The sequence below is a fragment of the Microcoleus sp. T2B6 genome, assembly GCF_036700475.1.
In the GTDB taxonomy this organism is placed as follows: Bacteria; Cyanobacteriota; Cyanobacteriia; order Cyanobacteriales; family Microcoleaceae; genus Microcoleus.
This window is the reverse complement of sequence record NZ_JAUBOZ010000096.1, coordinates 17,892-29,432: the sequence shown is the minus strand read 5'-3', so window position 1 is coordinate 29,432 and position 11,541 is coordinate 17,892. Positions and strand designations below refer to the sequence as shown.

The 11,541-nt window shown below is 44.6% G+C and carries 12 protein-coding genes; 3 read left to right on the top strand and 9 right to left on the bottom strand.

Annotation, left to right across the window (positions count from 1 at the left end):
* Positions 1–61: 61 nt before the first annotated feature.
* The 6 genes from QUA00_RS29175 to QUA00_RS29150 form a co-directional block, all read right to left on the bottom strand.
* Positions 62–3,184 (bottom strand): leucine-rich repeat domain-containing protein, encoded by a 3,123-nt coding sequence (locus QUA00_RS29175; RefSeq protein WP_333412024.1) that lies wholly within the window; start codon positions 3,182–3,184, stop codon positions 62–64.
* Between the two features lie 63 nt (positions 3,185–3,247).
* Positions 3,248–3,622 (bottom strand): DUF5615 family PIN-like protein, encoded by a 375-nt coding sequence (locus QUA00_RS29170; RefSeq protein WP_333412025.1) that lies wholly within the window; start codon positions 3,620–3,622, stop codon positions 3,248–3,250.
* 14 nt (positions 3,623–3,636) lie between these two features.
* Entirely contained in the window at positions 3,637–3,957 is a 321-nt protein-coding gene (locus QUA00_RS29165) for a DUF433 domain-containing protein (protein ID WP_333412023.1), read from the bottom strand.
* A 37-nt stretch (positions 3,958–3,994) separates the two neighbouring features.
* Entirely contained in the window at positions 3,995–4,156 is a 162-nt protein-coding gene (locus QUA00_RS29160; protein WP_333143918.1) for a hypothetical protein, read from the bottom strand.
* Between the two features lie 248 nt (positions 4,157–4,404).
* Positions 4,405–4,767, bottom strand: a complete 363-nt coding sequence (locus QUA00_RS29155; RefSeq protein WP_333143917.1) for a DUF5615 family PIN-like protein — start codon at positions 4,765–4,767, stop codon at positions 4,405–4,407.
* A 3-nt stretch (positions 4,768–4,770) separates the two neighbouring features.
* A complete protein-coding gene (locus QUA00_RS29150; protein ID WP_333143916.1) occupies positions 4,771–5,109 on the bottom strand; it encodes a DUF433 domain-containing protein in 339 nt (112 codons plus the stop codon).
* 379 nt (positions 5,110–5,488) lie between these two features.
* Between QUA00_RS29150 and QUA00_RS29145 the strand changes: the two genes are divergently transcribed.
* Positions 5,489–6,373: an aspartoacylase gene (locus QUA00_RS29145; protein WP_333412022.1), complete on the top strand. Its 885-nt coding sequence runs from the start codon at positions 5,489–5,491 to the stop codon at positions 6,371–6,373.
* Between the two features lie 3 nt (positions 6,374–6,376).
* On the opposite strand, the gene QUA00_RS29140 is transcribed toward QUA00_RS29145, so the two are convergent.
* Complete coding sequence (locus QUA00_RS29140; protein ID WP_333142380.1) at positions 6,377–7,102, bottom strand: phosphatase PAP2 family protein; 726 nt, start codon at positions 7,100–7,102, stop codon at positions 6,377–6,379.
* Between the two features lie 148 nt (positions 7,103–7,250).
* Here QUA00_RS29140 and QUA00_RS29135 point away from each other — a divergent pair, with 148 nt between their 5' ends.
* Positions 7,251–8,330: a M23 family metallopeptidase gene (locus QUA00_RS29135; protein WP_333412021.1), complete on the top strand. Its 1,080-nt coding sequence runs from the start codon at positions 7,251–7,253 to the stop codon at positions 8,328–8,330.
* 141 nt (positions 8,331–8,471) lie between these two features.
* Positions 8,472–9,053 (top strand): hypothetical protein, encoded by a 582-nt coding sequence (locus QUA00_RS29130; protein ID WP_333412020.1) that lies wholly within the window; start codon positions 8,472–8,474, stop codon positions 9,051–9,053.
* Positions 9,054–9,337: 284 nt separating this feature from the next.
* Here QUA00_RS29130 and QUA00_RS29125 read toward each other — a convergent pair whose 3' ends face one another.
* Positions 9,338–9,571 (bottom strand): hypothetical protein, encoded by a 234-nt coding sequence (locus QUA00_RS29125; RefSeq protein ID WP_190662685.1) that lies wholly within the window; start codon positions 9,569–9,571, stop codon positions 9,338–9,340.
* 116 nt (positions 9,572–9,687) lie between these two features.
* Entirely contained in the window at positions 9,688–11,121 is a 1,434-nt protein-coding gene (locus QUA00_RS29120; RefSeq protein ID WP_333412019.1) for a transposase, read from the bottom strand.
* Positions 11,122–11,541: the final 420 nt, after the last annotated feature.

Sequence of the window (11,541 nt, the reverse complement as noted above, 5' to 3'; positions counted from 1 at the left end):
ATTAATAATTTATAACTCTGCAATTATACATTATTGGGCCAATTTTAGCAATCTTTTCCTATCATTCAACACTTCTGAGTTCTGCCGTATTCGCGTTATTAGTTTGGATGAATGTGCTATTAGTCACTTCGGCTTTTTCGTTAGCCACAACACCAGATACCGGAGCGTTGAATTGGTTTTTAGGAGAATCTTGAGTCATAGTATTATGGATGTTGATAGTTGGCTGAAAACTAGAAGAATCTACACGATCGGGTCGCTCGATTCCCGAAGCTCGATCTTGATCTTTTTCCCGCTGTTGCGAGTAATCGGGGAAATCTGCAATCAAGCCGCGCACGTTGACCATTTGATAAGATTTTTGGCACTGGATATTCTGTTGGCGATCGCTATAGAAATCCTGAAGAGTATTGAACGGATATGTGCAGGGCGATTTATCTCCTTTGCATTTGGGACAGTTGCACGGGATTAATTCTTTGTATTTTAACCGATCGTCAAACAGCTTATGATGAATTTCCGAGAGTTTGTGGCGGGTGATATCTAAAATAGATTGTTTCAGTTTCCCAGAAACTCGAATGCGGATTTCTCGTTTCTCGTAATCCTCGATGACTTCGGCTTTGCCATAACCATCGGTGAGGACAACTCCATCGCGCCAGACAATACCTGGCTTATTTTCTGCAAATCCAGACGAGTTAGAACGATCGATTAATCTGTGCATCTCTACGATGAGGCGAGTGATGATACCCTTGGGCATGAAGTCATATTCGTAGCGCAAAATTAGGTTATCTGTGTCGTCCCATTCGTAATCGGGAGGTTCGCTACTGAGGAGTTGCGGGGCGATGTACTGTCCGGATTTGTCGGAGATTTCGTAGCAGATTTTGAACTTCTTCATCAATTCAAGTAACTTACCGTGTAAGTCCTCGTATTCGTCGTCTCGCCAGATTTCGCTGAGATTTTCCTGGGTGAAGTATCCCCAGTTTGCTTTCACCCCATCGTTATCAGTGACTTTGTAGACGGCGTTAGTTGCCCATTCGGGACGGAGGATGACTTGCTGATCGAGGTGGGAGTCTTCTTGGAAGTGCAGGATAATTCCTAAATCGTGCAAATACTTGCTCAAACTCAGCATGGCGCGTTTCTCGGACTTTTTGAAGCCTTGGCTAACGCAAATCTCGTAAAACTCGGAAACATCGATGCGGGTTTGGCTTTGGGAGTAGTTTTCCAAGACGTGGCGGACGTTAGCCCAGCGTTTGGGGATGGGCGTACTGATGTGGTCGAGGTTGCTGATGCGGTTTTGGAGGGCGCGTTGGAGGGTTTCGAGTCCGCGATTATCGGCGAGGTTGGTAGCAAAATCTTTTTCTAGGTTGTCAAAGTCACCGCGCAGTTGGCGAACCTTGATTTCGCAGCGGCGGTCTTGTTTTTCGTTCTGAACGAGGAAGACGGGACTGCTTTTGCTGAGGAGTTCGATGATATTCAACCAGTAGCAGAGGTTGGGGTTTTCGCGACGGTTATCGACGAGGAGGATGTAGAGAGAACGTTCGGTGAGGAAGAATTGGTGCGTGTGGTGGTAGATTGCCTGTCCGCCAAAGTCCCAGAGGTGGATGCGAAAAGGTTTGCCGTTAGGTTGTGTGAATTCCCAGCGCATCACATCGATGCCTTTGGTACTTGGTTCTTGTTTTTCGAGCTCGTAGTCGGGGTTGAGGAGTTTTTTGGCTAGGGTAGTTTTTCCCGCTTCGCCTTCGCCGACAATCAAAAGTTTGGCTTCGTTGAGTTCTTCGGTATCGTTGGGATCGCGGGTTTGGAAGTAGAAGTCAAGAATGGTACGCAAATCACCCGGATCTTCATAGTATTCGTTTGGGCCCAGGATTTCCGGCGGAATTGGCATCGGATTACCCCGCAAATCCAGTTTTTCCAGCTTTTCCATGCTGCGGATCGCCTCTGGGATGACTGTAATCTGATTGTTACGGAGGTAAAGCTGTGTCAGATTCGACAATTGCCCGATCGCCTGTGGGATGGATGCAATCTGATTGTCACTGAGGTCAAGCTGTGTCAGATTCGACAGTTTGCCGATGACTTCTGGGATGGATGTAATCAGATTGTTACTGAGGTTAAGCTCTGTCAGCTTCGACAGTTGACCGATCGCATCTGGGATGGATGTAATCAGATTGTTACTGAGGTTAAGCTCTGTCAGCTTCGACAGTTGACCGATGACTTCTGGGATGGATGTAATCAGATTGTTACTGAGGTTAAGCTCTGTCAGATTCGACAGTTTGCCGATGAATTCTGGGATGGATGTAATCTGATTGTTACTGAGGCCAAGCTCTGTCAGATTCGACAGTTTGCCGATGACTTCTGGGATGGATGTAATCTGATTGTTACTGAGGCCAAGCTCTGTCAGCTTCGACAGTTTGCCGATGACTTCTGGGATGGATGTAATCTGATTGTTACTGAGGTTAAGCTCTGTCAGCTTCGACAGTTGACCGATGACTTCTGGGATGGATGTAATCTGATTGTTACTGAGGTTAAGCTCTGTCAGCTTCGACAGTTTGCCGATGAATTCTGGGATGGATGTAATCAGATTGCGACTGAGGTCAAGCTGTGTCAGATTCGACAGTTTGCCGATGACTTCGGGGATGGATGTAATCAGAGTGCCACTGAGGTCAAGCTGTGTCAGATTCGACAGTTTGCCGATGACTTCGGGGATGGATGTAATGTGATTGTTACTGAGGTCAAGCTGTGTCAGATTCGACAGTTTGCCGATGAATTCTGGGATGGATGTAATCTGATTGTTACTGAGGTTAAGCTCTGTCAGATTCGACAGTTGACCGATCGCATCTGGAATTTCTGTTAAACCAATAGAGACTAAATTTAAACTCTCTAATTGCTTCATTTCCAGCAGCAATTCTGGCATTTTTCCGAATCGATTGCCGCTGAGGTCGATCGATCGCAAATTTAAGAGCGATCGTAATTCCTCTGGCAGTGTTCTTAATTGATTGATGATTAGCTTCAGAGTCGTTGTACCACTATTAGAGCACATCCAGCTTTCCACCTTCCCCAACACCAACGTCTCAAGCTGCGTGCACTTGCCAATCTCCGGCGGCAATTCCTCCAATTTCAGCCCCGACAAATCCAGTTCCGTCAATTTTTCCTCGGCTGCTTGGTCAATTCGCCGCACTGCTTCCTCTCGCGTCATGCCCTGTGTCTCTCGGTAGGATTCATTTTATTGTGACAGGATTTTTCGCTTGGTGGGGGGGAATTATCGCCCGTACTCTTGAACCACAAAAACCGGATGACTCAACCCAGGCTGATTCTGCTTTTTGATGCGAATCAGGCGATCGAACAGCGAATCAACATCCTGAAGATAGGCATGAAGAATAGTAACTTGTCCCAAGTAATCTCGATCGTCTTTACACACAATAATTCCTGCATGATGTTCACCGCGACGGTGTAGCGCCACAAAATCATCGCGATTGAAGCTAATTACCGCCCGATTTTGTTCAGTAGCAAATCGGAGAACCTCGTCATCAGGAATCCCTTGATTCGCTTGACCAGAATCATAGGAAGTTAAAACATCACAGTCAAGGCTACGCAAATGCTCGACCATTGCGATCGGGAAATTTTCACTCTTAATACAGCCTCACCCTTTCAATCATCGGTTTGATGAGAAACAATAATGCGATCGATTTCTTCGCGGTCGCGATCGTAATAACGCCAAGCATTCTCTAAATCGCGATCCGACAAACCTGGATAATTCCGAAGTAACTCAGCCTCATCAGCCCCCTGTTGGTGAAGCGAAACCAGTGTCCAAACAGGAATGCGGGTGTTGCGAATCCGGGCATTTCCTCCACAGACTCCAGGCGTACTCTGAATCGCCCTAGCCGAGAGTTTTTCTTGAAACAGCAAATTCTCTTCAGGTGTCAGCGACTCAATGACTTGAATTAAGGAGTCAACCAACTGAATGTTCATAGCTGGTAATTTACAGAATATATAATAGTGCGATCGCTCAAACTATCATAGCAAAATTTCCCAACACCAACCTCTCAAGCTCCGTACACTTGCCTATCTCCGGCGGCAATTCCTCCAACCCCAACCCCGCCAAATCCAGTTCCGTCAATTGTTCCTCGGCTGCTTGGTCAATTCGCCGCCCTGCTTCCTCTCGCGTCATGCCCTTTGTCTCTTGCTAGGATTCATTTTATTGTGACAGGAATTTTTGGCATTGAGGCGAGAAACCGGGTTTCTCTGAATTTTTTGGTTGGGTGACGATAAATATCGAGAGAAACCCGGTTTCTGAGATTTACGCATGGGGCGAGAAACCGGGTTTCTCTGAATTTTTTGGTTGAGTGACGAGAAATATCGAGAGAAACCCGGTTTCTGAGATTCACGCATGGCCTATCCCCCGCGCATAAGTCCCGTTTATGTTAAAGGAAGATGGACGATCCGATCTTGATATTCATCATCGAACGAACCATAAGCAATCAAAATCAATTCCTCAATATTTTGCCCAATACTTAAATCTGAGTTCAAAATAAAAATCCCTGGAATATGCCTACCTTCAGCTATATGATCTACCAAATGCACGGGCATTGACTTGCGGTTGTTCGTCACCAAAATAAAGTTATGCTCTTCACACCACACCAAGATATCAGGATCGAGCGTACTTTTCGGAGGCGTACCGATGTCACCCACCGACCAAACTACTAAATCAGGCCGTTTCCGGTGAAGCTGTGTAGCATAAACGGGAGTAACATTCTCATCCATCAAATATTTAAACGCCATTTCTCAATCACTCTGGTTCGCGGTTTGCTTTGCCCATTCTGCTTTCAATTTTCGCAATCTTTCGGCAGCCGGATGGGGATTTGCTGCTTGCATTTTTCGCTGCTGGTGCGACCACTCCAACCAGTCTTCCAAATATCGACTTACTGCTTCTTTGTTCTCCAAATAATACAAAATAGTCGCATAAACCTCTGCCAAAGTTAGAGATGGATAGAATTGCTGAATTTCTTCGGCGGTGCGTTCCCGATGCAGGTACTCGTACAGTACCGTCTCAATCCCGATGCGGTGTCCTTTAATGCGAATATCATCTGGTGCCAAGAAATCAAAATACTCATTCAATTCCATATCTAAAATTCCTCTTTTAGCTATTTACTATTATACTCGCGATCGCCCAAATTTAAAATGCTTCATCCTGCCAGATGAGGGCGCTCGAAACACGATCGAACTGTTGTTAAATTTTCGCTGGGGATGGGTGAAGCATAGAGAAACCCGGTTTCTGAGATTTAAGCATGGGGCGAGAAACCGGGTTTCTACGAATTTTTGGTTGGGTGATGAGAAATATCGAGAGAAACCCGGTTTCTGAGATTCACGCATGGGGCGAGGAGCCCGGTTTCTACAAGCTTTTAGTTGGGGAACGATAAATACACAAAGAAACCGCGTTTCTCATGTTTTTTACCAACAGATGACAAATGGTGCTACGCTGGGGATAGGAAGTTATTTGTTTATGAACCAAATTAAACGTGTTGCCATAGTGGGAGGAACCCACGGAAATGAACTCACAGGAATTTACCTCGTGAAGAAATTCGATCGCGCGCCAGAGTTAATTGGGCGATCGACTTTTGAAACAATCGCCCTGCTAGCCAATCCCAAAGCTTGCGAAATCGGGACACGCTACATCGATATCGACCTCAACCGCTGCTTTAGAAAGCAAGATTTAGAAAATCCCCATCTCTCCAGCTATGAAGCGCAGCGGGCGAAAGAAATCTACGGCATTTTTAGCTCAAAAAACACTCATCTGCCCAACGTAATTATCGATTTGCACAGCACCACATCCAACATGGGGCTAACTTTTATTCTCGCCAGCCATCATCCATTTAACCTGCAACTAGCCGCTTATTTAACCTCTGTGTATCCCCACATCAAGCTACTCGCTTCTACAACCAAGAATCATGATAGTCCTTTGCTGCGATCGCTTTCCGAATTAGGCGGTACGCTGGAAGTTGGTGCAGTCCCGCAAGGGATATTAGATGCGTCTTTATTTCAGCAAACTGAGCAAGTTGTCGGCACGATATTAGACTGCGTAGAATCCTACAATCAAGGCACAATGCCTGCTGCAAAGAATCCCCTGACTATTTATCACACCATTGGGGCGATCGACTATCCCAGAAACGAGAACCGAGAAATTCAGGCAATGATTCATCCCGATCTGCAATCCAGAGATTATCAAGCCCTAAATCCCGGCGATCCGATGTTTTTGACCTTTGATGGTGAGTCGCTCTTGTATGAAGGTAAATCAACCGTTTATCCAATTTTCATTAACGAGGCTGCTTACTACGAAAAAGGAATTGCCATGTGTTTTACGCAAAAGCAAATAGTTGTTAGTTATTAGTCATTAGTCATTAGTTATTTCTGGAGAGGGTTCTGGTGACAAAAACTCCTCTTTAGAAGCCGTAGTAAAAGAACGCAATTCCTTCCATATTTCCAAAGTGATAATACAGGTAATCAGCCACACCAAACCAGCCGTATAACCAGCAATAACATCGGTAGGCCAGTGAACTCCTAGGTAAAGCCGACTCAAACCAATAGCAGCAATTAATACAACTGTCAAGCTGTAAATCGACCAGCGCTGCTTGGGAAAGCGTTCACCCAAGAAATATCCTAGCAAACCGTAAATAACCATTGAAATCATCGCGTGGCCGCTAGGAAAACTGTAAAATGTTACATTAACAACGCGCTCCCAAAGTTGAGGTCGATCGCGGGCAAAAAGTTTTTTTAACAGTAAATTTAAACCGATCGCTCCCCCAGCCGCGAGCGCAATAGTTGCACCTTCCGATCGGTGATTGCGCGCTAGCAAAACAATACCCAACGTCAGACAAATCACTAGCAGCAACTTCGGCTCGCCCAAAAAGGTAAAGCCCAGCATTACTCCATCGCGCAGCGGAGTGTGAAGGCTCCTGAGATATAGTAAAATAGATGTATCGAAAGCGTAACTTTGTTTTCCCAACACGTCTTCGGCAATGGTGGCAAATCCCCACATCCCCAAAGCAGCAACAGCAAGCCCGGCCAGCCGAATTATCGAAATGAGCGATCGAATTTTAGAACCCATTCTTGAACTCATTAAAATTTTAAAATTTCCAACTCAAAATAATACAACAAATATAGGAAACGAAAACGCCTTACCCATCGTCTAGATTCTTGATCCCCTCTATTCTGAATCATTAATTGATTTTTCACTACCCACCTCAGCTTTTACATCCAACGGGCGAATGACTATACTATCAAAAAAATACATTTCTGCAATTTTGTTGACCTTGGGGTTGACAAGTCTGTCTAGCTGTGCTAATAACAGCGGAGTAAGTGCCCCGATCGCCGAAGCCAACACCATCGCCCAGCGTCTCGTCTCTACCGCAGTCGCCCAAAAGCCCAACAACCCGCAATTCGGCCAGCCGATCGACTGTACCCTAGGCAAAGACTGTTTTGTAATGCTGTATTTCGATCGAGAACCCGGCCCCACCGCCGTAGATTTTGGCTGCGGGCGTCAAACCTACGACGGCCACGACGGCACAGACTTTGCCATTCCCGACGCCAAAGCAATGGCAAAAGGAGTTCCAGTTATTGCCTCCGCTGCAGGCAAAGTTTTGCGAGCACGAGATGGTGTGGTCGATCGGCGTTTACAAAACGAGACAGAGAAAGCCAACATCGCAGGCACAGAATGCGGTAACGCCATAGTGATCGATCACGGCGCAGGCTGGGAATCCTACTACTGTCATCTCCGCAAAGGCAGCGTTGCCGTCAAACCGGGGACGCAGGTACAAAAAGGCACTGTTTTGGGCATGGTGGGAAACTCTGGGATGGCATCTTTCCCCCACGTACACGTAACTTTTCGCTATCAAGGCAAACCCGTAGATCCGTTTGTCGGCCCCGACGCGAAGGTAGGCTGCAACATCGCCCGCAATCCAATCTGGGACAAACCTCTAGACTATATTTCCACAGGTTTAATTCGGGCCGGTTTTGCCAATAAGCCGCCGGACGAGAACGCTGTCTGGGAAGGAAAATTTTCCGGGACTCAACTCCCTGCAAACAGTCCAGCCTTGTTGTTTTGGGTGCAAAGTTACGGAGTGCTCAAGGGCGATCGCGAACAATACAAATTATTTGCACCCAACGGCACAACCATCGCCGATCAGACCAATGAAATTAAAGCCCCCAGCCGCACTTGGTTGGGTTATGTCGGCAAAAGAAACAGTACAAATTCTCCTGTGATTCCGGGAGTTTGGCGGGCAGAATACCGGTTGATGCGGGGCGATCGAGTTTTGGCAGAAGTCAAGCGAGAAGTAGAGTTGCGTTAGTCGCCAAGTTACTCATGCCAAATTCCTTTGAAAACGAGCATCAAATATGTTAAAATAACAACAATATTTTTTCATTTTTGATGGTCAAGTTTTCCTGGGCTCGTAAGAAAAATGTCATACAGCCAATTCACAAACCTAGAAATGATTGAAACCAACTTTGGCATAACCATTGCTGACAAAGTTGGTATTTTTGCCGATTTACCAGAAGCCGAGTATAGCGAGCTTCTCAGCCAAACTCTGCAAGAAAACATTTCTTTGGCTTTAGCAATTAATACCGAAAAAGCTCGCTCCGAATTAATTGTCACACCTATTTTAGTAGAAGTTAGAAAGCAGTTTAAGTATCAAATTAGCTTTTTTTCCGGCAAAGAGTTTAATGTAGATTTAGAAAAAGGATTAACGGGTTTCTGTGATTTTATGATTAGTCGTTCTCCCGAACAATTGCTAATCAAAGCGCCCGTGGTCGCCTTAGTAGAAGCTAAAAATGATAATATCCAAGCTGGGCTTCCACAATGTATGGCAGAAATGATTGCCGCTCAAATCTTTAATGAAAGAAGAAACAATAATATTTCCGAAATATATGGAGTGGTCACAACAGGAACCAATTGGAAATTTTTACGGCTTAGTAATCAACTTATGGAAGTTGATTTAAATGATTATTTTATTGATAATATTAGTAAAATTATTGGCATTTTAAAATATTTGATCGATGCAGATCACCTATGAAACTGGGAGCCAACTTATAGCAGGAGGCAGGAGGCAGGAGGCAGGAGGCCGACGTAATGAGAGCGAGGGTTTCAGCAATCGATATCGTCCGGCGCCGCCTTGGCGGTTGCTATATGAAATTTGCTCAATATAGATAAATTTAACAATGACTTAACCATAATTTTTACAACATCACAAATTCTCCGGGACAATCTAGCTTTCATCAGCTTGTTGTCGCCGGCTTGATCGCTCATCCTTCCCCGTCTAACGCGAGCGTTCGGGAGGGTGGTTTGGATGGGGAGAATTTAGGGCAAATTGTTCCAAGCTTGAGCCACAATGTCGCTCAGCCATAGCCTCTGAGCAAAATCGAGCAGATTGTCGTCGGCTAGTACCTCAGCCTTCAATTCATCCAAAGACTGAGATCGCGATCGAGCTATTTGAATCACACCCGCGATCGCCGACGCCACCAATTCTTCATTCAGCGGCTGCTGTCGCAAAGCAATCATTTCTTGAGGATTCGTAGGAATGGGATAATTCATGAGATTGCATACCGAAAGGAGTAGATATTCAGCCACTGCGGGCCAACCGAGAGCAAGAGCGATCGAAAACCTAAAAATCTGAGAACATTGTAAACTTATGTGAACGAACCTGACGGTCAACTGGGTACAGTTAGACCGCAGGCTTCTTTTTCCTTTTTTGCAAAGGCTTTTTTGAGTGACGAAGTTCCCCCGCCACTTTTGTAATTCAGGCCAATCTTTTTGATCAGCTTAGCTGAATTTTCGTCTCGATCCAAAGATTCTCCACACTGACAGGAATGCCACCGCGCAGACAATTCTTTCGGTACTTTATTGAGGCAATTCCAGCAGTGTTGAGAAGTTCCATTGGGATCTATAAACAAAACGCTCTTACCTAATTTCCCAGCAACATATTTGAGGACGGTCACAAATTGACCGTGAGCCGCATCAAGCATTGATTTATTCAAACCACTTTTAGCAGCTTGCCCATTTGGTAAATAAACCAAGTTACCATTCTCAATATCAGTCTTAGGCTTGGCGCGTCTAGTCAGATTCTTGATACTCAAACCTTCAACTATTAAAACATCACATTTGCTAAATAACTCATGTGCTGCTTTGAATTGAAAATCCAGCCTTGCCCTGGCTACAAATTGGTGGAGTTTAGAAATTTTACCCTTGATAATTTGCCAAGGTTTAGAATTCTTGACTCTATTAGCTAGCTTCGCTTGAAGTCTTGCTAATTTCTCAGCAGATTTCCTTAAAAACCTAGGGTTTTCAATTCTGTCGCCAGTGGAAAGATAGACATAATTGGTGATTCCCAAGTCAATACCGAGACTGTTTTCTTCGGTCGGTTGAATTTCTACAACCGTTACGGGAACTGTTGTATCTTCTAGCGTCAGGGAAATATACCACCCATCTGCTTCTTTGATAACACTTCCAGTCTTAACCTTGAAACCTGTCGGTATTCGACGATGAAAAAACATCGGTACTTGACCTATTTTTTTGAGGTCAATACAAATCCTATTTTGCTCATCCTTGATAATATCGAGATTATCCAATTGAGGGTAAGTAAAAGATTTGTAGTAATGGAAACCCTTGAATTTGGGTTGACCTCTACGATTGCCGTTTTTGTCCGGTGTTGTAAAATTTGAAAAGGAAGTTTCCACTCGGTTGACCACATCCTGCAAAACCTGAGAATATAGGTTTTTATAATCAGGAAATAGCTTATTGGTGTTTTTTAAGTCAGCTAACTGTATGGTTTGCCATTGCACATAACCGCCTTCAACGTTTGAGAAAACATCACCTTTTTTCGTTAAAGGATTACCCAATTCATCTTTTTTTCTACCATCTCTAGTTTGTACCCTGGTCAAAGGGATATTTTTATAGACTTCTTCAATTGGAACTATAGATGCAGTCAGAGGGCAAGCGTTAATAGTCGTTCTCGTTGACTCCCACCATCTAAATCTTTCACTTAGTCGGTAGTTATATTGCCTGCGACAAAGCTCTAGGTGTGTTGTAATGGTTGTTAGTTGAGCTTTTGTAGGTTTAAGGCGGTATTTGTAAGTTAGCTGCATAAGAAACTTCCTTTTTCGACCTTTTTACAGTATAGTTGGTGTCGGTCACGAAGACAATACTGATAATAAGAAATAATCAACCTTCGTAAACAATATAAGTCTCTGGCAAGTTGTTAATTTAAAAACAGATTTCCTGCGAGAGTTTATAACTTTTTCAACAATCATGAGGTACATTATCACTCAATGTGTTCACGGTGTATAATTGTCGGTCTTCGTCCGCGACGACCGACGCGCCTTTCATCACGCGGGCGTAATTTATTTGGGGTACTTCGCGCTTGCGCTCAGATGTTTCCCCTCTAAATATACCGAGAGACTTCTCGGCTGACAGTTAAAACTCAATAAGTATTCGGGAGTATAGCCTACTTTGCTCCCTTGTCAACTCCCCCATCTTTATTAATTTATTCAGCATTGAGAGCCTAA

What these genes read in the sequence shown, in the direction of transcription:
- QUA00_RS29175 (WP_333412024.1), bottom strand. Translation starts at nt 3,184, where the DNA reads ATGACGCGAGAGGAAGCAGTGCGGCGAATTGACCAAGCAGCCGAGGAA.
- QUA00_RS29165 (WP_333412023.1), bottom strand. Translation starts at nt 3,957, where the DNA reads ATGAACATTCAGTTGGTTGACTCCTTAATTCAAGTCATTGAGTCGCTG.
- QUA00_RS29160 (WP_333143918.1), bottom strand. Translation starts at nt 4,156, where the DNA reads ATGACGCGAGAGGAAGCAGGGCGGCGAATTGACCAAGCAGCCGAGGAA.
- QUA00_RS29155 (WP_333143917.1), bottom strand. Translation starts at nt 4,767, where the DNA reads ATGGCGTTTAAATATTTGATGGATGAGAATGTTACTCCCGTTTATGCT.
- QUA00_RS29150 (WP_333143916.1), bottom strand. Translation starts at nt 5,109, where the DNA reads ATGGAATTGAATGAGTATTTTGATTTCTTGGCACCAGATGATATTCGC.
- QUA00_RS29145 (WP_333412022.1), top strand. Translation starts at nt 5,489, where the DNA reads ATGAACCAAATTAAACGTGTTGCCATAGTGGGAGGAACCCACGGAAAT.
- QUA00_RS29140 (WP_333142380.1), bottom strand. Translation starts at nt 7,102, where the DNA reads ATGAGTTCAAGAATGGGTTCTAAAATTCGATCGCTCATTTCGATAATT.
- QUA00_RS29135 (WP_333412021.1), top strand. Translation starts at nt 7,251, where the DNA reads ATGACTATACTATCAAAAAAATACATTTCTGCAATTTTGTTGACCTTG.
- QUA00_RS29130 (WP_333412020.1), top strand. Translation starts at nt 8,472, where the DNA reads ATGATTGAAACCAACTTTGGCATAACCATTGCTGACAAAGTTGGTATT.
- QUA00_RS29125 (WP_190662685.1), bottom strand. Translation starts at nt 9,571, where the DNA reads ATGAATTATCCCATTCCTACGAATCCTCAAGAAATGATTGCTTTGCGA.
- QUA00_RS29120 (WP_333412019.1), bottom strand. Translation starts at nt 11,121, where the DNA reads ATGCAGCTAACTTACAAATACCGCCTTAAACCTACAAAAGCTCAACTA.